This window comes from Mediterranea sp. An20 (assembly GCF_002160055.1).
In the GTDB taxonomy this organism is placed as follows: domain Bacteria; phylum Bacteroidota; class Bacteroidia; order Bacteroidales; family Bacteroidaceae; genus Bacteroides; species Bacteroides avicola.
Window position 1 is genome coordinate 13,064 of record NZ_NFJV01000019.1, and the last position, 20,794, is coordinate 33,857.

The 20,794-nt window shown below is 49.6% G+C and carries 20 protein-coding genes and 1 pseudogene; 10 read left to right on the plus strand and 11 right to left on the minus strand.

Annotation, left to right across the window (positions count from 1 at the left end; genetic code table 11):
- Positions 1–62 precede the first annotated feature (62 nt).
- Positions 63–962: a helix-turn-helix domain-containing protein gene (locus B5F34_RS11325; protein WP_087338953.1), complete on the minus strand. Its 900-nt coding sequence runs from the start codon at positions 960–962 to the stop codon at positions 63–65.
- Between the two features lie 190 nt (positions 963–1,152).
- Here B5F34_RS11325 and B5F34_RS11330 point away from each other — a divergent pair.
- A pseudogene (locus tag B5F34_RS11330) lies at positions 1,153–1,890 on the plus strand (carboxypeptidase-like regulatory domain-containing protein); the annotation flags it as partial.
- A 347-nt stretch (positions 1,891–2,237) separates the two neighbouring features.
- On the opposite strand, the gene B5F34_RS11335 reads toward B5F34_RS11330, so the two are convergent.
- Positions 2,238–2,495 (minus strand): hypothetical protein, encoded by a 258-nt coding sequence (locus tag B5F34_RS11335; protein ID WP_087338961.1) that lies wholly within the window; start codon positions 2,493–2,495, stop codon positions 2,238–2,240.
- A 254-nt stretch (positions 2,496–2,749) separates the two neighbouring features.
- Here B5F34_RS11335 and B5F34_RS11340 point away from each other — a divergent pair, with 254 nt between their 5' ends.
- A complete protein-coding gene (locus B5F34_RS11340) occupies positions 2,750–5,944 on the plus strand; it encodes a TonB-dependent receptor (RefSeq protein WP_087338964.1) in 3,195 nt (1,064 codons plus the stop codon).
- 12 nt (positions 5,945–5,956) lie between these two features.
- Entirely contained in the window at positions 5,957–7,987 is a 2,031-nt protein-coding gene (locus B5F34_RS11345) for a RagB/SusD family nutrient uptake outer membrane protein (protein WP_087338968.1), read from the plus strand.
- 395 nt (positions 7,988–8,382) lie between these two features.
- Here the strand turns inward: B5F34_RS11345 and B5F34_RS11350 are convergent, their stop codons facing one another.
- From B5F34_RS11350 to B5F34_RS11365, 4 genes are all read right to left on the minus strand, one after another.
- The gene (locus B5F34_RS11350; protein WP_087338970.1) at positions 8,383–8,568 is read right to left on the minus strand and encodes a twin-arginine translocase TatA/TatE family subunit; all 186 of its coding nucleotides are present in this window, start codon (positions 8,566–8,568) and stop codon (positions 8,383–8,385) included.
- Between the two features lie 2 nt (positions 8,569–8,570).
- On the minus strand, positions 8,571–9,080 hold the full coding sequence (locus tag B5F34_RS11355; protein ID WP_087338973.1) for an ECF transporter S component: 510 nt from the start codon (positions 9,078–9,080) through the stop codon (positions 8,571–8,573).
- A 151-nt stretch (positions 9,081–9,231) separates the two neighbouring features.
- On the minus strand, positions 9,232–9,618 hold the full coding sequence (locus tag B5F34_RS11360; protein ID WP_087338977.1) for a VOC family protein: 387 nt from the start codon (positions 9,616–9,618) through the stop codon (positions 9,232–9,234).
- An 11-nt stretch (positions 9,619–9,629) separates the two neighbouring features.
- A complete protein-coding gene (locus B5F34_RS11365; RefSeq protein WP_087339127.1) occupies positions 9,630–10,262 on the minus strand; it encodes a DUF1349 domain-containing protein in 633 nt (210 codons plus the stop codon).
- Positions 10,263–10,392: 130 nt separating this feature from the next.
- On the opposite strand from B5F34_RS11365, the gene B5F34_RS11370 reads away from it, so the two are divergent.
- Positions 10,393–11,148 carry a helix-turn-helix transcriptional regulator gene (locus B5F34_RS11370; RefSeq protein WP_087338980.1) on the plus strand — a complete coding sequence of 252 codons (756 nt, stop codon included), beginning with the start codon at positions 10,393–10,395 and terminating at the stop codon, positions 11,146–11,148.
- Here B5F34_RS11370 and B5F34_RS17600 read toward each other — a convergent pair.
- A complete protein-coding gene (locus B5F34_RS17600) occupies positions 11,140–11,310 on the minus strand; it encodes a hypothetical protein (RefSeq protein WP_162609328.1) in 171 nt (56 codons plus the stop codon). The genes B5F34_RS11370 and B5F34_RS17600 overlap by 9 nt on opposite strands.
- Before the next feature lie 206 nt (positions 11,311–11,516).
- Here B5F34_RS17600 and B5F34_RS11375 point away from each other — a divergent pair, with 206 nt between their 5' ends.
- On the plus strand, positions 11,517–12,032 hold the full coding sequence (locus B5F34_RS11375) for a PH domain-containing protein (RefSeq protein ID WP_087338983.1): 516 nt from the start codon (positions 11,517–11,519) through the stop codon (positions 12,030–12,032).
- Positions 12,019–13,515 carry a PH domain-containing protein gene (locus B5F34_RS11380; protein WP_087338986.1) on the plus strand — a complete coding sequence of 499 codons (1,497 nt, stop codon included), beginning with the start codon at positions 12,019–12,021 and terminating at the stop codon, positions 13,513–13,515. The genes B5F34_RS11375 and B5F34_RS11380 overlap by 14 nt, the downstream gene beginning before the upstream one ends.
- A gap of 262 nt (positions 13,516–13,777) precedes the next feature.
- On the opposite strand, the gene B5F34_RS11385 is transcribed toward B5F34_RS11380, so the two are convergent.
- A complete protein-coding gene (locus B5F34_RS11385; protein WP_087338989.1) occupies positions 13,778–14,620 on the minus strand; it encodes an aldo/keto reductase in 843 nt (280 codons plus the stop codon).
- A 186-nt stretch (positions 14,621–14,806) separates the two neighbouring features.
- On the opposite strand from B5F34_RS11385, the gene B5F34_RS11390 reads away from it, so the two are divergent.
- On the plus strand, positions 14,807–15,634 hold the full coding sequence (locus B5F34_RS11390; RefSeq protein ID WP_087338992.1) for a helix-turn-helix domain-containing protein: 828 nt from the start codon (positions 14,807–14,809) through the stop codon (positions 15,632–15,634).
- 71 nt (positions 15,635–15,705) lie between these two features.
- Here the strand turns inward: B5F34_RS11390 and B5F34_RS11395 are convergent, their stop codons facing one another.
- A complete protein-coding gene (locus B5F34_RS11395; RefSeq protein WP_239448932.1) occupies positions 15,706–16,590 on the minus strand; it encodes an arginase family protein in 885 nt (294 codons plus the stop codon).
- Positions 16,591–16,835: 245 nt separating this feature from the next.
- Between B5F34_RS11395 and B5F34_RS11400 the strand changes: the two genes are divergently transcribed.
- Positions 16,836–17,198 (plus strand): helix-turn-helix domain-containing protein, encoded by a 363-nt coding sequence (locus B5F34_RS11400; protein WP_041583985.1) that lies wholly within the window; start codon positions 16,836–16,838, stop codon positions 17,196–17,198.
- A 61-nt stretch (positions 17,199–17,259) separates the two neighbouring features.
- On the plus strand, positions 17,260–17,853 hold the full coding sequence (locus tag B5F34_RS11405) for a sugar O-acetyltransferase (RefSeq protein WP_087338994.1): 594 nt from the start codon (positions 17,260–17,262) through the stop codon (positions 17,851–17,853).
- A 367-nt stretch (positions 17,854–18,220) separates the two neighbouring features.
- Here B5F34_RS11405 and B5F34_RS11410 read toward each other — a convergent pair whose 3' ends face one another.
- Together B5F34_RS11410 and B5F34_RS11415 are read right to left on the minus strand one after the other, a co-directional pair.
- Entirely contained in the window at positions 18,221–18,670 is a 450-nt protein-coding gene (locus B5F34_RS11410; protein ID WP_087338997.1) for a cupin domain-containing protein, read from the minus strand.
- Between the two features lie 22 nt (positions 18,671–18,692).
- A complete protein-coding gene (locus B5F34_RS11415; protein WP_087339000.1) occupies positions 18,693–19,466 on the minus strand; it encodes an MBL fold metallo-hydrolase in 774 nt (257 codons plus the stop codon).
- A gap of 130 nt (positions 19,467–19,596) precedes the next feature.
- On the opposite strand from B5F34_RS11415, the gene B5F34_RS11420 reads away from it, so the two are divergent.
- Complete coding sequence (locus tag B5F34_RS11420; protein ID WP_087339002.1) at positions 19,597–20,496, plus strand: AraC family transcriptional regulator; 900 nt, start codon at positions 19,597–19,599, stop codon at positions 20,494–20,496.
- Positions 20,497–20,794 lie beyond the last annotated feature (298 nt).

Consider the following 20,794-nt stretch of genomic DNA (forward strand, 5'->3'; position numbering starts at 1 on the left):
TGGATTTGGCGCAAAAGTCTTCGTTATGCCCTGAACTTTTTGTGGTACGGCCTTCTTTTCCGTTACCTTATCTGCATCCGATATTCGTTTGGCGTACACCCTGCCACCTTCTTGAACAGTCGGCTCAAGTGGTGCGGATATTGGAATCCCACTTCGTAGGCGATTTCGCTGACGGTCTTGTTGGTTTCCAGCAGGCGGTCTTTTACTCTGTTGATGATGGCAAAGTGGATGTATTCTATGGCAGATTTGCCTGTCTGTTTTTTCACAAGGTCGCCGAAATAGTTGGCAGAAAGGTGAAGCTGGTCGGCACACCAGGCCACGGATGGCAGTCCGAGTTCTTCCGGTTTGGGAGAGTCAAAGTAGCTGTTCAATAAACTCTCAAAGCGGGTGAGCACATCCGAATTGATAGCCTCCCGGGTAGCAAACTGGCGGTCGTAGAAGCGGAGGCAATGGTTGAGCAACACTTCGATGTTGGAAACGATGATGCTACGGCTGTGTTTGTCAATCGTGTGGCGGAGTTCTTCCTCTATTTCACCGAAGCAGTTGAAGACGGTTTGCCTTTCACGTTCAGACATGTGAAGGGCTTCGTTTGCTTCGTAAGAGAAGAATGTGTAAGTCTTCATGTTACGGGCAAGGGAGGTACCCCGGATCAGGTCGGGATGGAACAGCAGGGCATAGCCTTGCGGATGCAGTGTTTCGCCGTCATCATTGATGCCTCCTACTTGTCCGGGAGCGATGAATACCAGTGTACCTTCCTGATAGTCGTATTTGCTGCGGCCGTAGGTGATAGGCCCGTGTATCTTCTCTTTTAAAAAGATGGCATAGAAGCCAAAGCATTTGCAGCGGTGCTTCAGCACTGCCACCTTCGAGAAATCAACGAAGCTCACCAAGGGGTTCAGCGTTTCCAGCCCCAAGAAGTCGTTGTAATCGTGTATCGTTTTCAAGTCCAGTATTTCGCTCATAGTTGCTTTGTTTTTTAGTTGGATTGCTCAAATGTACGGAAATCTTTTGAAAGAAGGCATGCTGTGTTCTATCTTTCAGTAAAATAGGTATGAGATTCTGTGAAATGGGTTCGTCTTCCGTGCAGGATTATCTTGCTCCGCATGTATGGTCGATGCCATCAGCACTTTCCGCACCGAAAGTGACTCTTCCGTAAGCGAGACCCCTTACACGCAGGATGCCGGCAGGGACCGTGTGCGCATCCTCAAAGGTCGTCGTCTGCTCAGCCCGAAACTGAGCGACACGCTGGCCGTAAAACTCTTAGGCGGTCCTACCGCTTCCATTTATCTGGACGTGGTGAAGAATCCCGACCTGCTGCTCAGCCCGGAAATGCTTCCGTTGTATGATTTTCATCTGGAAGAACCTGCTGCCATCGACGAACGACCCCAATACGTAGTCAGCTTCCGCCCCAACCGTCAACTGCCCTATGCCCTTTACTATGGGAGGTTCTACATCGACAGAGAACGCCTTTCTTTCACCCGTGCCGAGTTCAACCTGGATGTGGACGACCGCCATAAGGCGACACAGGCCATCCTCCGCCGCAAACCCATCGGTTTGCGCTTCAAACCGATGGAAGTAGCTTATATCGTGGATTATGCCGACCACGGCGGTAAGACTTACCTTAATTACGTACGCAATGAGATCCGCTTTAAGTGCGATTGGCGGCGTAAGTTGTTTGCCACTTCGTATGCAGTCGTGTCAGAAATGGTCGTGACAGACATCAAGTCTTCTGCAACCGACATTCCCGTCCGCGAAGCCTTCGGCAAAGACCAGATACTTTCCGATGACGCAACCTTGTTCTTCGATAAAAACTTCTGGGGAAATTATAACATCATCAAACCGGAGGAGTCGTTGGAAAAGGCGGTCGGCAAGTTAAAAAAGATGTATTAGTGCAGGTTCCCTCCGGTATCTGTTTCCATATTAGGGGTGTACCCGTTGTCTTGCCTATACCCGAGAGGAAGCAAACCTTCGGTTCACACCTTCACCCTGCTTCAAACGGTTGCTGTTCAGTTGCTTGCTGTGAAAGATCGTGTCTTCACGTATCTTTCACAGCCTTTTTGTGGCCTTTCTAAAAATCGCTTTTCTCCATTGGTAACGGCATCCCTGTGGAGGATAGCAGGAAAGAGAATTTGCGTAAGGTATAAGAAGTCGGCACGGTGTATATAGGAAGTCGGCTTGTTATACCTTTCCATCGGGGCTCGGAAGGGGCTGTGAAAGATGTGTGAAGGATGTATCTTTCACAGCAACTTTCCTGAAATCAATGCGTTGGTGGCTGGTGAAGGCGTGAAGGATATTTTGCGAAGTTCTTCTTTGTAGCTGGCTGTCCCCTCCTTGGGGGTGGTTGCACACGGTTTCACAAAATGCCAGGTTACGTTGTTCAAGTTGAGGTTTACGTTGCTCAAGTTGAGGTTTACGCGGATAAACCTCAGTTTTGTGGACTTCTGTATGGAAACATGAAGTTGGATAGGGGAAGTGTTCTTAGGTAAATCAATCAAACATAAAGGTTGATATGTTCGGGCTGTTTACTTGTGCGTCCGGTGTCCGATCAGACACCTTAATTATTAACTAACTTTTCAACGAATTTGTTTAATTTGTTACCGGGTCAGCCTGTGATTGGTCATTTTTTTAACGGATATGTCTTCATAATGGCCGATTTATTAAATAAATTTTCCGAATTTCTTTGAAGTTAATTTTCGATTTTGTATTTTTGCGGCGACATCTATTAGTTTTACCTAAAACAGTTTTAATTATGCTAAAGCATTACAGACCCATCGCGGCACTGCTCATAGGTTCTTTCCTGTTCAGTGGGACGGTGTACGCGACGACCAATGAAGAACATGGTGTAAGGTCCGTTCAACAAGAAGGGGCATGCACGGGTACAGTATTGGATGAAACGGGCATGGGCATCATCGGCGCATCCGTAGTCATCAAAGACAACCGGACTGTAGGATCGGTGACCGACCTCGACGGAAAATTCCGTATTCCCAGCGCCAAGCGTGGCGATGTGCTGGTCATCACCTACATCGGTTATAAGCCGGTGGAAGTGACGTGGAACGGTACGCCTCTGAACATTACTTTAATGGAGGATACGGAACTGCTGGACGAAGTGGTAGTAGTAGGTTATGGTACACAGAAGAAGGTAAACGTAACAGGCGCCGTTTCGATGGTGGACGATAAAGTGTTCGAGTCTCGTCCCGTGCAGAACGTGGCACAGGCCCTGCAGGGACAAATTCCCGGTTTGACCATGAGCGTGGGCAACAGCGGAGGTACGCTGGACAGTGAGTTGAACTTCAGCATTCGCGGTAGCGGTACTATCGGTACAGGATCGAGCGGCAGTCCGCTGGTATTGATCGACGGTATCGAAGGTAATATGAATACCGTGAACCCGAACGATATTGCCAGCGTGTCCGTGCTGAAGGATGCTTCTTCTGCCTCCATCTATGGTGCGCGTGCCGCCTTCGGTGTAATCTTGATTACCACCAAGAACGGACAAGCCGGCAAGACTCGCGTCAACTACACCGGCAACGTGCGTTTCTCTACGGCCATACAGGTGCCTGAGATGATGAACTCATGGGATTTCGCCAACTATTTCAACACGGCTGCCACCAACGACGGTAGCGCACCGGTGTTCAATGAAGAAGCGCTGAACAATATCAAGACTTATCTGGAGGGCGGGTTCACCGATCCTACTACGCCGGAATATTACGGTACGTCCATCAATCCGCAAAACAACCGTTACCGCAACTACGACGGTGCATTTGCTAATACGGACTGGTTCCAGGAATTCTACCGTAAGAATGCCCCTGCACACGAGCATAACCTGAGCATCAGCGGAGGTTCGGAGAAGATGACCTATATGTTGAGCGGTAACTTCCTGAACCAACTCGGTCTGTTGCGTCACGGCGAAGACAAGTTCAACCGTTATACGCTGAACGGAAAGTTCAATATCAAGATAACGGATTGGTTGAGCGTGAACTATACGACGAAATGGACGCGTGAAGACTATGACCGTCCTACGTATCTGACGGCTTTGTTTTATCACAACATTGCCCGCCGCTGGCCGACTTGTTTCGTCAGAGACCCCCACGGACACTGGGCACCTGATATGGAAATCATTCAGCTGGAAGAAGGCGGTAAGCAGAACGACCAGAAAAACTGGGTGACTAACCAGCTGCAGGTGGTGCTTGAACCGATTAAAGACTGGCATATCAACCTCGAGGGAAGTATGCGCCAGTATCATCGGGCATACGGATGGGCTGTATTGCCTATCTATGGCTATGATGCTAACAACCAGCCTTATCTGCTGTCGTGGAACGGTGGTGCTGCCGGATATAGCGAAGCACAGGAAGTGCGTGAGGCAGAAGACTATTTCTCGACCAACCTTTATACGGACTATTCGAAGACAATCAACGGACACTACTTCAAGGTGCTTGCCGGTTTCAACGCCGAGCTTTACCGTGGCAATAATCTGAGTGGTTTCGGTACGGATCTGATTACAGCCAGTGTGCCCCAACTGAGCACTACGCAAGACAACCAAAAGACCAGCAACGGTGCCAATGAATTGGCTATGGCAGGTTTCTTCGGACGTATTAACTACAACTGGAATGAACGCTACATTTTGGAAGCCAATCTCCGTTACGATGGATCCTCGCGTTTCATAGGCGACAAGCGTTGGGGACTGTTCCCCTCGTTCTCTGCCGGATGGAACGTGGCACGCGAAGAGTTCTTCGAACCTTTGGCTCCGTGGATCAACACCCTGAAGCTGAGAGGTTCTTGGGGACAGTTGGGAAATAATGAACTGGACAGCTATTATCCCTTCTATCAGTCCATGCCTACGGGTGTCAACAGCACGTCGTGGCTTATCAACGGCCAGAAACTTAATGCTGCCAGTCTGCCGGGCATTGTGAACAGTCTCTTTACCTGGGAAACCATCGAAAGCTGGGATATTGGTTTCGATTGGGGTGCTTTCAACAATCGCTTCACTGGTTCGTTCAGCTACTACAACCGCTGGACTAAGGACATGGTGGCAGCCGCACCCCCTCTCCCCGGTATCCTCGGTGCCTCTTCGCCCAAAATGAACAATGCCGACTTGAAATCTTACGGTTGGGAAATTGAACTTTCATGGAGAGACCGTATCGCTGACTTCAATTATGGTGTGCGTTTCGTATTGGATGACAACCAGCAGAAGATAACGAAGTACTACAATCCGACTGGCGACCTGAATTCATATTACGTAGGCCGCATGATCGGTGAAATCTGGGGATATACCACGGTAGGTATCGCACAGAGCCAGGAAGAAATGGATGCACACTTAGCCAACAACCGCCCCAATTGGGGAACGAGCTGGCAGGCCGGTGACGTGATGTACAAAGACCTGAACGGCGACGGTGTCGTCAACGGAGGCTCACAGACGCTGTCTAATCATGGCGACCTGAGCATCATCGGTAACAATACTCCGCGTTATAAGTTCGGTTTGACGCTGGACGGTGCATGGAAAGGATTAGACTTCTCGCTCTTCTTCCAAGGCGTGATGAAACGTGACTACTGGCTGGGTGATGTTTACTTCTGGGGAGCCCAGGGTGGCATGTGGCAGTCTGCAGGATTCGTAGAGCATCTGGATTATTGGAGCGAAGACAACCGCGACGCTTACTATCCGCGTCCCTACTTCGGAACAAACAAGAACCAACAGACACAGACCCGCTATCTGCAGAATGCTGCTTACCTGCGCCTGAAGAACTTGCAGGTGGGTTACACACTGCCTAAGAAGTGGATGGACAGAATCGGTGTGGAATCGCTCCGCGTTTACTTCTCGGCCGATAACGTATTTACTGTCAGCAGTATCAGCGGCGTGTACGATCCTGAATTGCTGGGAGGCGACTGGGGTTCCGGTAAGCTTTATCCGCTGCAGCGCACATGGTCGCTCGGTCTGAATCTTAATTTCTAAACAGCTACAATTATGAAACTGAATATAATAAAACATATCTCTCTCTATTCGCTCATCTGCTTGAGCGGAACAGCGTTGACTTCCTGCGAGGACTTCCTGGATCGTCAGCCTATTACCAGCGTGACGCCCGAATCCTACTTTACTACGGCCAGTCAGGTGGGGGCTTATCTGAACAACTACTACAATGGTTATCTGATAAATTCTCAGGGACAGTCCCTGTTCCACCCCCAAAGCTGGAACTCCGGCTTGGCCAACAACGACCAGTACACCGATAATCTTGTGGAAGGCGAAGTGGCCAATGGCAGCAATCTGGCGTATTTTGCCAAACAATGGGAGTCGTCGGCAGGGCAGAATCTGGTATCGGACTATGGACGTATCCGTGTGTGGAATTACCTGATTAATACCGTAGAGCCCAAAGAGGCTTCGATACAGAACGATGACAATAACCTGTCGCATTACATCGGCGAGGCATATTTCTTCCGCGCTCTGGCTTACTACAATGCTCTGGTGAAATTCGGAGATCTGCCCATCATCACCGAGGTGTTGCCCAACGAAGAAGGATACCTGCAGGAGAAATCCGTGCGTGCTCCGCGTAACGAGGTGGCCCGCTTCATCCTTTCTGATCTCGACAAGGCAATTGCCCGCTTGAACGATGTGGGATTCCTGAACAACCAGCGCATCAACAAACAGACGGCGCAATTGTATAAGTCCAGGGTGGCTTTGTTTGAAGCAACCTTCGAGAAATATCATCAAGGCACTGGTCGTGTACCGGGCGACTCCAACTGGCCGGGTGGCACATTCAGCGGTAACATACAAGAAGAAATTAACTTCTTCCTCGATCAAGCCATGGAGGCAGCCAGTGCTGTGGCAGATTATCCCGGCTTGACCCTGACTGAAAACAGCCACGTCATCAATCCTGCCTACGGAGAGATATACGGCTGGAACCCCTATTTCGAGATGTTCAGCCAGACTTCGCTGGGAAGCGTGCCCGAGGTTTTGCTGTGGAAAGAATACAACAAGGCTCTGAGCATCAGCCACGATGCCCCCAACCGTCTGAAGGTGGGCGACAACGACGGACTGACACGCAGCTTCATTACATCGTTTCTGATGCAGGATGGTCTGCCTTTCTACGCCAGCCCCAACTATCAGGGTGACGCGACGCTGGACCAGGAGTTTGCCAACCGCGACGAGCGACTGCAACTCTTTGTGTGGGCTGAAAGCACTGTGCAGAAGTCCGATCCGTCCGAGCAGGGTATTGCCGATGCCGGCGAGGTGAAGCTTTTTGAAAAGCCGCTTATCACCAACAGCGCTACGCAGAACATGGACCGTACCGGCTATCGTCAGCGCAAGCATTATACCTATGACTATTCGCAATCTGTGGGCGATGAACTGTTGGGAGTTAATGCCTGCCCCATCTTCAGAGTGGCCGAAGCATACGTCAACTACATCGAGGCCTGCTACGAGCGTACGGGACAGATTAATTCGAAAGCTGACCAATATTGGAGGGCTCTTCGCCGCCGTGCCGGTGTGGACGAAGACTATAATAAGACTATCGCCGCTACCGACATCAACCGCGAACTGGAACTGCAAGACTTGAGCGCTTGGTCGGGTAACGGTCCGGTAGATGCCACGCTCTTCAATATTCGCCGTGAACGCCGCTGTGAATTTATTGGTGAAGGCATGCGCTGGGACGACCTGAAACGCTGGCGTTCGTGGGACAGACTGTTTACTCATCCCTATATACCTGAAGGTTTCAATCTCTGGGATCAGGCATATCAGAACTATACGGCAGAGACAGCCGGCGAGGGTAATGGAGAATTGGTGGCCGATGGATCGACCAACGCCAATGCATCGCCCGAATCGGTCAGCAAGTATTTGCGCCCTTACCAGCGTACGCAGACCAACAACGACTTGTATAACGGATATACTTGGATGAAGGCTTACTACCTGTCACCCATCGGTATACAGGAGTTGACCCTCGCTCCGCAGATGTACCAGAACCCTTATTGGGATTCTGAGGATGCAGGATTGGCACTGGAATAACAAGAGTAGCTTTATAATAGATTTTTGACTTTTAGCTATTAAACGGTCTCTTCCCGCCGTGAGGCGTGAAGGGACTTTTTTTTCTTTCATCCCGTCATATTGTGGTTATCAACAGAACTTGGAGTATTCTCTCTATCATTGTCTCTGCTCAAAACATTCTGGGAGAACAGGCTCATATAGTTTGAACGAAGTGAAAGATATTCTGCATGCGGCATCTTCAGAACATCGTTCACTTCGTTCAATATGTAATAGTATGTCGGTTATCAGGAATATTTGAAGTCTTGCGAGGATTCTTGCTATCGGTCTTCCCATCAGTAAGCCTCTCGCAGATAACCGTTATGATCTCAAGCGTTCCGCTTGGCAGGGTTGGAATACTACAAAATCCCCGCTTAGGGTTATTGCTCCGGTTTATTGTCCTGGGCATTGACATTGAGGTCGTTCTCGATGCCCTTTACGCCTTCTTTAAAACTGCGTACTCCTTTACCCAAGCCTTTCATCAGTTCGGGGATTTTTTTTCCGCCGAAAAACAGCAGGAGTATCAGTACGATGAAAATAATTTCTTGTGTTCCAATTCCAAACATCATTATTTACGTATTAAGTATTTGACAAACAGATAACCGCCGAAGATTTGCAGCAGCATGCCCGGTATGCCAATCCGGAAGTCCTGAATGGCATCATAGAAGTTGCCCTTCATTATCCATTCGCCGAGTGTGCCGGTCAACTGATAGAATAATACGACTGTCAGCATAATCGCCAGAGACACTTTCTGGAGTCTGTGAGCCGCATATCCGGCTGCTATGGCCAGTAATACGGATTTAAGAAGTATGCCGGGGAGCGAGGCCGTTGCCGGCATTCCGAATGCCAGGGAATTGACCACCGGTGAAGCGACCGCTGTCAGAAGTCCTACCTTCCAGCCGTATTTGTAGGCACCGACAAGGGTGAAGAAATAGATGGGTAACCAGGTTGTTCCACCCTGAGGCACAAGGTGAAAAAGTTGCGGCAAAGCGATGTTGCCGATAACGAATAATGCAGCAGCCAGCCAAGTCCTGGCTTCGGCATAGCTTAGTTCATAAAGTCTTACGGTTGTTTGCATAGTGCATTCTTTTTTAGGGTTTTGTTATTTCATGGCAAAGGTAAGGCTTCAGATGCCGTGAAGATATATCAAGATTACAGAGAGTTGTACCAGTTTTACAGAAAATGCTCCTTGTTTCTTCGGGATAGCCTCTGGATGTCATACCTTTGTCTCACACCGTTATCTCCACATAGTTGCCCTCCGGGTCGGCAACGGCACTTTCATAATATCCGTCGCCAGTGGTCCGAGGCTCGCTCAAGATGGTATAACCGTCTTCCCTCAAGCGGCTGGTAAGTGCATCGACCGTTTCCCGGTTTCCTGTCGCGATGGAGAAGTGTGCCAGCCCTTTCAGGTTTCCTCTGCTTGCCGGAGCTTCCATATCAGGGATGTGCATCAGTTCAATGCGTGTTCCCCCTTCTTCGAAAGACAGGAAATAAGAGGTGAAGTTTTTAGTCGGGTTGGTATATTTATCCCCACAGTGTAAATTGAAATACTTCATATAAAACGCACGAAGCAGTTCTATGTCGTCTGCCCAAATGGCTAAGTGTTCTATCTTCATAACTTTTGTTTTCAGTTTTTCTTCTCATTGTTTTTCTCCAGCCACTGTACCCGGCGCAGGTCAGGCAGATGCTTGATGGAAAAATTATCAAACCGTGCTTTGAAGCCATTTCCGTCAGGGCAGGCTCCCATGATGCCTACCATGACCGGACAGTTGTCTTGCAGCCAGGCATTGCGCATCATGGTGTATTCCTTGTCGTCGAAGGAATAAAATATCTCTACGGCATCCAGTCGGCGCACGGCCTTTATCCATACGAACGGTACGGGTTTGTTCAGAGGGATGATGCTCCAGTCGCTTGTATGGTGGGTGACAACGGTACTGAGGTTGTATTTGCCATCCACAAACTCGATACCGGCTTTGATGTAATTCTCGTGGTCGATGCGCAACATCAGCCCCGACTGGTCGAAACGTGTCCGGTAGTCGCCCGAAATCTTCACTTTTACTTCAAACTCTCCTCCACGCAGGGTATACAGGAAGGGGGCATCGTCCACGGTAAAACCATAGTGGGATATGCGCCAATAATCGGTCTGGGGCGTAACGTCCATGATGAGTGTATTGCCGTCGATTTCCCACTGTGCGGGTTCGTTGAACCATTGCATTTTCTCCAATGACTGCGCCATGCCGGTGAGTGAAGCCGTGGCCATCAGTCCGCTGAATGCCAGCTTTTTCAATTCTTTCATGTCCATAATAACCATTCTTTTTGTTTACCTTTGCAAAGGTAACGCCTTATGGCGGCTTGCACAATGACTATAAATAACCATTTTGTCAACTGATATGAAGACGATAAACAGGTTGAACAGGGAATTTTTCTCGCAGGATTTCTCCGAAGAAGAACCGTATGCCGAATGGCTGGAGCGATATAAAACCATAGCCTGCAACTATGCACGGATGGAAAATGCCATTGCCGTATTGAGCGATATGCGGGACAATGCCAGCTTCGTTTACTATGGAGGGTTTTCGCAAATGCTGGGGATGGGCAGAAACAGCAAGGAGGGCAGGCTTCCTTCCATCTGGGAAGAAGAAATCTTCCGGCTCATTCATCCGGATGATTTGTCGGGCAAGCACTTGCAGGAACTCCGCTTCTTTCATTTCATGAAACGCCGGCCTAAAAAAGAACGCTCCGATTATTACCTGGCAAGCCGGCTCCGTATGAAGAATGCCACCGGCGACTATGTGCCAGTATTGCACCGGATGTTTTATATTCCGGGACCTTGTGACGATACCTTGCGGTTGGCATTGTGTCTTTACGGTCCTCTGCTGCTGGACATTCCCGGCCAATGTGTGATTATTCATTCCGTCAGCGGACGTATCGTAGAAATGGGGAAACAGGACAACACCCGCATTCTGTCCGTCAGGGAGAGGCAAGTATTAGACCTTATAGACAAGGGGTTGACCAGCAAAGGCATAGCCGAAACGCTTTCAATCAGAATTCATACTGTCAACCGGCACAGGCAGGAAATCTTAGGCAAGCTGCAGGTCAGGAATGCCATTGCAGCTTGCCGGGTGGCAAAGGAATTGGAACTAATCTGATTCGCCAATCCTTTCCGGCTTATAATTAACGGGGTGCGTACCGTTGTTGCAGCGCGTAATCCTTATCTTCTCGTCGGGTGTATAAAGAAGAGCCAAGGTCCCCTTGGGTGACTGACGAATATCTTGCTTTATATCATGTTGATAATCAGTATGCTGTTTCATATATATAACGCCCCTGCTGCTTATAGCCGGGAAGCTGGCTGCTTATTGCTTGGCAGTTTCCTGCTAAGGGGTTGTCAGAGAAGCCGTCTGTCAATGAACCGCGTTCTGGTTCCAAGCACGCTACGTGCCTTCGGGCAACAAATTGTGACAGAAGGCTTGCTTTATGGAAATAATGTCTTAATTTTGTAGTTAAAAAAGGAAGTAATATGACAAACAGACAATTGGCTCTGGAAAATATAGACAGAATAGACCATCTGGTTTATACTCCTCTTGAGAGGCGATACCTCCGAGTCCGGCTGGTCGGGACGGTGCTGACTTATGTCGGACTGATGGTTCTGCCGTTTTTGATTTTTCTGGCAGATGATTTCAAAGGACAGGATATGCTTGTGATTTGTGCCGAGTCCTTGCTGGCGATAGCGGCTTTCGTCAACCTGCTGCTTCTGCCCAAAGCCTGTACGTACAAGGGCTTTGCCATCCGCGAGCATGACATCACCTACCGTAGCGGGATTATCTTCCCATCCGTCACTACGGTTCCTTTCTGCAAAATCCAGCAGGTAAGTATCCGGCAGAATCCTGTCTCACGCCTCTTCGGACTTTATTCGGTGGCTGTCGTGAACGGTGCGCAGCTGATGACGGAGACTGCCATTCCCGGACTGACCCGGGAAAGGGCAGAAGAGATAAAAGCGTTTTTAATCGAGAGAGTGGGAAATGAAAGCAAGTGATTTTTCACAACCCCGGCGAATGAGCGGGAGTGCTTATGTCGTGCTTCTGGTCAAGGCTTTGCGACAGTATGCGAGTATTTTTCTTATCATCATCCTTATCAATGCTTTCAAAACTGACGGGCAGCGTCCGCTTCTGGAGACGGTGGGCATCATAGCTGCCTTGGTCGGCTGCTATCTGGGGCTGGCGGCGGTCACGGCCTTTGTCGGTTATTATTTCAGGAAATATTATATGGAGGACGGCAAGCTGATATTTATCCACGGGCTGTTCAGCAAGGAGACGACCAGCATACCGTTGGACAGGGTGCAATCTTTGCGCACCAGGCAGGGATTTGTCTACCGCCTGCTGGACATGCGGGGAGTCTTGTTTGATACGCTTGCCTCCCAATCTGCGGAAATAGAACTGATTCTGGACGAAAGCGACTGGAACGCCCTGCTGAGCCGGGTGGAGACCCAGGAACGGACACAGGAGAATAAAGGGCCGGAAGTGGAAGCGGACGGCGAACCAGGTACAAGATTGATTTTCAGCAACTGGAATCTGATAAAGGGTGCACTCTGCCAGAACCATCTTCAAGGCATGGCCGTGCTCTTTGCTGCATTGGCTGCGTTTTACAATACAGTGACTACCGTAGACGACCGTGCCGTGGACCATGTCATCGACTATGTGGATGCTCACGCAGGTTCGCTGTCGTTCCAGCCATCCGTCTGGCTCGCTGTCGCGGCAGTCCTTTATCTGGTCATACTGCTGCTGTGGATAGGCAAGGTATTTTTGCGCTATTCCAACATGGAAGTGAGGATGGCAAGCGGCCAACTGCTTTTCGAGAGCAGACTCATTGCCCGCAACAGCAACCGCTTCCGGCATGATAAGGTCTGTACGGTCTATGTGAAACGGAATTTTCTGGAAAAACGACTGCATGGGAGCACCATCGTGCTGAAGCAGGCACTCAATGCCACCGATGAGAAAGTGGGGGCGGACGTGAGAATATATGGTTCGGATGCAGCAGCCGACTTCCTGGGTTGGTGGCTGGGAAAGGACTATGGGGATTCTCCAGAGATTATCTCTGCCCGTTCCGGCTACGGCCTGATGGGTCATGTCGTGTGGTTGGACCTGCTGATTTCCCTTGTTGCCACGGTCGTACTGCTTTGCTCCGGTCTGTGGGTATGGATTACACTGCCGGCAGCCTGGCTGCTGGTATCGCTGGTCAAGGGTCTCCTTGCCGTCCGTCGCGGTTGTCTGATACTGAAAGAAGATTATCTGGAGATATGTGCCGGCAGGTTTGCGGACATCCACAACTACGTCAAATACAGCAACGTCGAGGTAGTCCGCCTGGTATCCACTCCTTTTACTCCGTACTTCCATCGCGTCAGGTTTACCCTTTCCACCAACGGAACGTCATTTACCATACGAAGTCTGAAGGAGCAAGAGGCAAAGAATATCTACGATTGGTTGCTTGTCAGGTGCGGTGCCGGTCGGGTGCAGGCATAAAAAGAGGGTGTATCAAAATAGCGATTACTTATCATTCTGTCATTCCGAGCGTAGCCGAGGAATCTCAAGATTGGTTAAGTGAGATGTTTCGACTTCGCTTCGCACCCCCTCTTACCTCCCCCGTTTGTCGGGGGAGAACAATGCTCAACATGACAGACTATACCTTCATGAAATAGTCAAAAGAGGTTTTGAGCGAAGCTAATGATAGCTGTTTGTCATTATGATACATCCTCTCTTCGTTTCAGAAAAGAATCATCATGCTTTATTTTCCGTAGTTAGCCAGCCACTTTACCGTCTCGGGAGCATAGTGTGAGAAGAACAGGCTTTCGCCCTTGTCCAGCTTGACGATGGTCTCCATGTCTTCGGCGGAAAGGGAGAAGTCGAATACATCGAGGTTCTGCTCCATGCGCTCTTTGTGCGTGGACTTCGGGATGACTACCACGTCGCGCTGGATGAGGAAGCGCAGGGCGGTCTGTGCCACGGACTTGCCGTATTTCTCGCCGATGGCTTTCAGCACGGGATTGGTGAAGAAGTCGTTGCGCCCTTCGGCGAATGGTCCCCACGACATGATTTGCGTGCCGTACTCCTTCATGATTTCCTGCGGCCGGCGTTGCTGGTTGAACACATGCGTTTCCACTTGGTTCACCATCGGTTTGATGTCGCAGAACTCTGCCAAGTCGATGAAACGGTCGGGGTAGAAGTTCGATACGCCGATGGCACGGAGCTTACCAGCCTTGTATGCTTCTTCCATGGCGCGGTAAGTACCGTAGTAGTCGTTGAAGGGCTGGTGGATGAGCAGCAGGTCGATGTAGTCGGTCTGCAATTTGCGGAGGGATTCGTCGATGGAAGCCTTTGCCTTCTCATACCCGGCGTTGGATATCCACACCTTTGTCACAAGAAACAGTTCCTCGCGCGGAATGCCGCTCTTCTTCACCGCACGGCCCACGCCTTCCTCGTTGTAGTAAGCCTGCGCCGTGTCTATCATACGGTAGCCTACGCTCAAGGCATCCGATACGCAGCGTTCACACTCTTCAGGAGTTACCTGATATACACCATAACCTAAAATCGGCATTTCTACGCCGTTTGATAATTTGACTGTTTGCATAATTCGTTGTTTTTATGGGGTTGTTATTTAATGTCTTCGTGAATATCATCCAGTCTTTTACAGTTTTTAGTTACGGTGCAAAGTTACGTTGCTTTTCCACTTCTTATGTTTCACAAAAGGTATCTAATGTTTCACCAAAAGCACAAATCATTTGGCGCTCTCCGGATAATGCCCTAATTTTGCGGCATGGCAAAGGATAAAGGACTGAAAATCGTATATTCCACCCTGTTCCAACTGATAGGCTCGGTGAAACTGAAAGGCTGGTGCGTGCACATGGTGTGCCTGCAAGGGGAAGGCTTCTTTACTTACGACGGCCGCCCGTTTCATGTGAAGAAACATGACGCCGTGGTCATCAATGCGCCCCAGCAAGTGCATGTAGTCAGTCAGAGTGAAGATTTGAAAGTGGAAGTCTTGGCAGCCCCGCATGATTTCCTCTCCAACCAGCTTCCGGCGAATAATTATGGTATAGGAGGCAGTATCAGCCTGTACGACAACCCTGTCATCCCCTTGTCGGAAGAGGATGCGGAGACGTTGGTGCGCGACATACACCATATCCGCGACCGCATCGCCGATACCGGTCATCTGTTTTACCGCGAGCTGATAGGCGGACTGGCTCTTCCGCTGATTTATGACCTGTTCTATTTCCACGCCAAGAACCGTACCCCGATATTTGCCACGGACAGGAGCATGTATGTCGTGAAGGAACTGATGGCGTTGCTGGAAAGCGGACGCAGCAAGAAATACCGGGAAGTCGCTTATTATGCCGAACAACTGAACGTGACCGTCAAGTACCTATCCAATACCGTAAAGCGGCAGACGGGCAAGAGCGTCACCTATTACATCGACCGCTACACCGTCCCGATGATAAAGGAATATCTCAACAATCTCGACCTTTCCATCGTACAGATTGCAGAAGAAATGAACTTCACGACGCTCTCTTATTTCAGCCGGTACGTGACCAAACACCTGGGCATGTCGCCGAAGGCTTACCGGGAATCATTGATGCCGCGGTAAACATGTCCAGCCGAGAGATTGACAACCATCATTTCAGGTTCGATTTTCTGAAAGGATTGAAGAATATGAATTTATTTCAATAGCGGAAGCTGTTCCAGCATGTTCTTAATGCGGATGGCTGTGCGGGGCATAGGTTCGGCTACGGTCAGCCCGACAATATCCTTTTCCTTCCCGATATCGTTTATCACACGCACCACTTCTGCGATTTTCATTCCATCCGGGACCACACCGACCGCCGCGATGATTTCTGCCGGGTCGAGTACATCCATATCAAAGTGTATGACAACCTTGGATGCTCCGCACGATTGTAACCATTGCCGTACCGCATCACTGTTCTCGCGGACATCTTCCGGTGTCAGGTGTTGGATGCCGTATTGTTCCTGCCTTACCTTGATTTCGTCACGCTCCCAATCGCGCAATCCGACAAAAAGGATTTTGGAAGGGGCTATCTTCATCGGCAGTTCAGAAACAAGCTGTTTGTCGCCCAGCCCCATGCAGGCTGTTACCGCCATGGCGTGATAGCCCGCATAGGCATCGCCGGGCAAGGTAATGTCCGGATGTGCGTCAATCCAGACCATTGCAAGGTCATCTTTGTATTTGTCCGCAAGGTAGGTAAACGGAACGACGCTTGCCGAACATTCTCCGCCCAGTGTTACGATTTTATCAGGATGGGTTATCTTCAAAATATCCAAAGCCGCGCGTGTCTGTGCGATGAGTGCCTCTTTGTCCAAAACTCCATCGGTTACTTTACGCTCTATCTTGTCGGTTGCCACAGGAACCGTGTAGGTTTCTTGCCCGTTGTCCGGTGCAAGGAAATTCAGTAACTGCGCCCCAAGGTAATATCCCCTCGAAGCCTGTTCCGGGTCTTTCACTTCCGTTATCCAGTGGGCGATGTCGCCACCTTGCCACTGCGGATAAACCAGCCGGATGGTTTTTGTACGTTGATTATTATCCATGGTGATTTCGTTATTTTGTGCCTTGGCAGGAAACGATGTCCCATACAACAAGGCGGTGAATAATAGCATTTGCTTCAGGAATCTGTGTCTGTCCATTTTTCCTTTTTGGGTGCGAAGATAGCATTCTATAAGCACGGACGCAAGTACGGGCAAATTATTCATATACAGATAAATTTGTCCCTATATCCGTTTCCGGTCATAAAATGTATACCTTTGTCCTGCGAATTAGTAAAATCGAATTTTATATGTATAAGAAGAAAATACCCTTAGACCTGGATTGCGGTGTGGCCATAGCCATGGAAGTCATGGGTGGCAAGTGGAAATCGTGTATCCTCTACGAACTGGAGAAAGGCTGCAAACGTCCCAGTGAACTGCACCGGCATTTTGAGGATACCAGCCCCCGTGTCATCAATCAGCAGTTGAAAGAACTGGAAATGCACGGCATGATTGAGAAAACAATCTATCCCGAACTTCCGCCCCATGTGGAATATTCCATCACGGACGACGGGCGGAGCCTTATCCCCATTATCCGGATGCTGGAACAATGGGGAAATGATTTCCGCCCGAAGATGGTGCGGATATTAGAAAAAACGGGAATGGCGGAATAGTTTTTATATACAATTGTAACACGAAAAAGTTATCTTTGCCCCGGATATAAATCAAGCAAACATGGAAACAGAAAAAATGAAAATGAAGGCCGGCAAGTTGTACGATGCCAACTATGACAAAGAACTGTTGGCGGAGCGTGCGGCATGTGCCGATCTGACTTACGAACTGAATCAGCTACGCCCCTCCAAAGCGGAAGAACGGGATGCGTTGGTAAGGCGCATATTGGGTAAAGTGAAGGGCAACTGCACGATTGTCTCTCCTTTCTTCTGCGATTACGGCTATCACATCGAAGTGGGTGAGAATTTCTTTGCCAACATGAACTGTGTCATCCTCGACGAAGCTCCGGTGAAGTTCGGCGACAATGTGTTCGTGGCTCCGAACTGCGGCTTTTATACGGCAGGGCATCCGCTGGATGCAGAACGCAGGAGCCAGGGACTGGAATATGCACGTCCCATCACGGTAGGCGATGACGTATGGATAGGAGCCGGTGTCAGTGTGTTGCCGGGCGTGACGATAGGTCAGGGTGCGGTTATCGGTGCGGGCAGCGTGGTGAACCGGGATATTCCACCACGGGTACTGGCAGCGGGAAATCCCTGCCGGGTGATTCGTGAGATTACGGAAGAAGACAAGAAGCGATATACAGAAAACGTCTGAATAACATCAGTCCAGTCCCTTCGCGCACAACCATTCGTACATCAGCTCTGCCACTTCCCGGTTGTTCAGGTCGGACATCGGGAAGTGGGTATTAAACCTCCTTTTTTGTGTCTTTTTCCTCTCTTTACCAGGTTCCTTTGCAACCGGTTGATTGGTAGGAGATTGCCTTTTGTACCCAACGAGTCTTTTGCTTATCCCTTACGAGGGTCTTGCTTGTCCCTTACGAGCACCCCTTTTATCCCCCACGAGGAGGCTGTGTATCCCCGAAGAGAAATTGGGGTGTCTGTGGGCAGATTGGTGCTTGGATAATTCTTGACAGAAAGACGGGTTAAACATGAAATTGTTCAGCCTCTACCTATTTCGTTTCTCACCACTTCACCGGTTCATTCAGAATCACGCCGTCGGTTGCGTCTTCTGCCGTGAACGTGTCGCCCCGATATTGCACGCAGAGCATTACGAGCGGAGTTGTCCCGTTGTTGCGCACGCTACGCTTTCCGCTTGGGGACACACGTACTACGCTACCTTCTTCAACGGGGAACACTTGCCCGTCCACTTGGAATTCACCCTTTCCCGCAAGGAAGAAATAAAGTTCCTCATGATTCTTGTGTGTATGTAGGAATCCCGTTTCCGTTCCAGGCTGGAACATCTGGAAGGAGAAATCGCTGCCCGTTGCTTGAAGTACCGCACCTCCGAACACCTTTCCTGGAATCTTCACTTCGGGCGAAAGCTCTATCACATAGTCACTCAGTTCACTCAGTTTGCCAACGCTTATTGCGTTGAAGTTTTCGGCTGCTGCCACATTCTTAATTGCCTTCATTTCTGTAATTTTTTTATAAGGTTTATAATTTGATGGTTTCCCCGTCTTCCGGGATAAGCAGGCGAGACATATCGACACCGTGGTGCAGTGCCTCGTTGCGCAGGATGGCGCGAGTGGTCTGCCCGTGGTCCGTAGCATCCATGTGGACGGCTATCAGCTTGATTTGCAGGGGCAGTTCATCAAGCATTTGCATTACCTCGGCTTCATCGGGGATGATGCAGCCGTCTACCTTGGAGAACTCCGGGAAGACCGCTCCGCCGCTGTTCACCACGATATAGTCGGGCTTGAATCGCTCCACCGTTTCGCGGATGCAGGCTTCCCATTTGCAATCGCCCATGATATAGACCGTAGGACAGCCCTCTGCTTTCAGAACATAGCCCGACACAGGTCCCATTATCTCGCCAATCTTGCCGAAACCGTGATGGCCGCTCACACGATGAATGGCCATACCCTCCACTGTCGCCTTGTCTTCGATTACTTCCACCCGGGTAAAGCCGTCCTGCTCCACCGTCGCCTTGTCTTGCGGCTGAACATAATAACGGATGTCTTTGGGTAGATGTTGTTTCACGGTTTCATCGTAGTGGTCGGGATGAATATGGGTCTGCAACACCATGTCCAGCCCTTCGGTTATTTCACTGACGGGCATGGTCAGATGTACACGTGGGGTCTTATACACGCCGATTGCCGACTGCATGCTTCCCTTATCGGCAAAGAATGGGTCAACAAGGATGTTATGCCCTGCATAATTGATTTTCAAGGTGGCATTGCGCACCAAACGGATAGTTGTTGTTTCCATTGTCTTCTATGCTTTTAATGTTTACGGTTGCAAAGTTCGGTAGAATCTTCCCGTACCTCTATGCCTAAAACAGGGGAATAAATGCCATTTTGATAAAGGAATATATTACCTTTGCGGAAACTTCAAGCGTATGAAAGAGATAATCAACCCCGAACGACTGGTCAGCGTGCCGTTCAGCAAGACGGATTGCGGCGTGGACTTCTACATCAACACCGCCACAAACAAGGACATCGGCCCTGTGCTGACCGAATACAAACGGTTCAAGACGGACTTCTTCAGTTTCTATTTTCTTCGGAAGGCAAACGGTTTCCTGTTGCTGAACTTCCGCAAGATAGAGCTGCACGACGGCATGGTGCTGCTCCTCTCGCCCCACCAGCAACAGGAGTGGCACGTGGACGAGGCGGCATTGGACTATACGTTCCTCATTTTCCGTGAGGACTTCATGCGCACATTCATTGCTGACAAGTTCTTTGTCTATCGTTTGCTGTACTATTATCAGACCGATACGCCACCTTACTTGTATGCTTCGCCCGAAGAACTGACGGAATACATGCGCCTGCTCGGCAAGATAAAGCAAGAATTGCTGCATCCCGTGGCGGACACGTACAACCTCATTGTGTCCGTACTCTATTACTTGTTGCTGATTATCAACCGTGCGTATGCTGCCGCATACCGGTTGCCCGTAGAAATCGCGAAGAACAATTATGCTTTTCAGTTCAAGGACTTGCTGGAACAGAACATCCGCACCATGCAGCGGGTACAGGAATATGCCGACAAACTTCACATCAGCCGTATCACGCTGAATACTTCGGTCATGGCGCAGTTTGGCGTATCAGCCACCCATCTGCTGAAACAACGTCTGCTGGAAGAACTGAAGAACGAGCTGCTCTTCTCCAACCGCACCGTCAGCGAACTGGCAGATGATTTCCATTTCTCCGACCCCAGCCACCTGATGCGTTTCTTCAAACAGCAGACTGGGAAGACGTTCACGCAGTATCTGCAGGATTATCGGAACGGTATCTACGAATAGGAACTATTCATATTTGTGGCACTTTACGCCACTAAAATGCAGGTTTAGCTACATAACTCTAAGGTTTAGCTGCATAACTCTAAGGTTTACGCTATGCAGCTATGGCGGGTTGATAAAACGCTTGCGCTTTCAGTTTTTGCTGATGCTTCAGACGCCCGCTCACAGTGATAACCTAAAGCAGCATCACTAAGGTTTTCTTCAAAAGCTTCTTTTCACCAAATAAGACGTGATGCAAATATGTCGCAAATAAGAGATAAAAAAGGCATAGAAACCAAGAACCCCATAAACGCAAAAAGCG

What these genes read in the sequence shown, in the direction of transcription:
- B5F34_RS11325 (WP_087338953.1), bottom strand. Translation starts at nt 962, where the DNA reads ATGAGCGAAATACTGGACTTGAAAACGATACACGATTACAACGACTTC.
- B5F34_RS11340 (WP_087338964.1), top strand. Translation starts at nt 2,750, where the DNA reads ATGCTAAAGCATTACAGACCCATCGCGGCACTGCTCATAGGTTCTTTC.
- B5F34_RS11345 (WP_087338968.1), top strand. Translation starts at nt 5,957, where the DNA reads ATGAAACTGAATATAATAAAACATATCTCTCTCTATTCGCTCATCTGC.
- B5F34_RS11350 (WP_087338970.1), bottom strand. Translation starts at nt 8,568, where the DNA reads ATGTTTGGAATTGGAACACAAGAAATTATTTTCATCGTACTGATACTC.
- B5F34_RS11355 (WP_087338973.1), bottom strand. Translation starts at nt 9,080, where the DNA reads ATGCAAACAACCGTAAGACTTTATGAACTAAGCTATGCCGAAGCCAGG.
- B5F34_RS11360 (WP_087338977.1), bottom strand. Translation starts at nt 9,618, where the DNA reads ATGAAGATAGAACACTTAGCCATTTGGGCAGACGACATAGAACTGCTT.
- B5F34_RS11365 (WP_087339127.1), bottom strand. Translation starts at nt 10,262, where the DNA reads ATGGCCACGGCTTCACTCACCGGCATGGCGCAGTCATTGGAGAAAATG.
- B5F34_RS11370 (WP_087338980.1), top strand. Translation starts at nt 10,393, where the DNA reads ATGAAGACGATAAACAGGTTGAACAGGGAATTTTTCTCGCAGGATTTC.
- B5F34_RS17600 (WP_162609328.1), bottom strand. Translation starts at nt 11,310, where the DNA reads ATGAAACAGCATACTGATTATCAACATGATATAAAGCAAGATATTCGT.
- B5F34_RS11375 (WP_087338983.1), top strand. Translation starts at nt 11,517, where the DNA reads ATGACAAACAGACAATTGGCTCTGGAAAATATAGACAGAATAGACCAT.
- B5F34_RS11380 (WP_087338986.1), top strand. Translation starts at nt 12,019, where the DNA reads ATGAAAGCAAGTGATTTTTCACAACCCCGGCGAATGAGCGGGAGTGCT.
- B5F34_RS11385 (WP_087338989.1), bottom strand. Translation starts at nt 14,620, where the DNA reads ATGCAAACAGTCAAATTATCAAACGGCGTAGAAATGCCGATTTTAGGT.
- B5F34_RS11390 (WP_087338992.1), top strand. Translation starts at nt 14,807, where the DNA reads ATGGCAAAGGATAAAGGACTGAAAATCGTATATTCCACCCTGTTCCAA.
- B5F34_RS11395 (WP_239448932.1), bottom strand. Translation starts at nt 16,590, where the DNA reads ATGGATAATAATCAACGTACAAAAACCATCCGGCTGGTTTATCCGCAG.
- B5F34_RS11400 (WP_041583985.1), top strand. Translation starts at nt 16,836, where the DNA reads ATGTATAAGAAGAAAATACCCTTAGACCTGGATTGCGGTGTGGCCATA.
- B5F34_RS11405 (WP_087338994.1), top strand. Translation starts at nt 17,260, where the DNA reads ATGGAAACAGAAAAAATGAAAATGAAGGCCGGCAAGTTGTACGATGCC.
- B5F34_RS11410 (WP_087338997.1), bottom strand. Translation starts at nt 18,670, where the DNA reads ATGAAGGCAATTAAGAATGTGGCAGCAGCCGAAAACTTCAACGCAATA.
- B5F34_RS11415 (WP_087339000.1), bottom strand. Translation starts at nt 19,466, where the DNA reads ATGGAAACAACAACTATCCGTTTGGTGCGCAATGCCACCTTGAAAATC.
- B5F34_RS11420 (WP_087339002.1), top strand. Translation starts at nt 19,597, where the DNA reads ATGAAAGAGATAATCAACCCCGAACGACTGGTCAGCGTGCCGTTCAGC.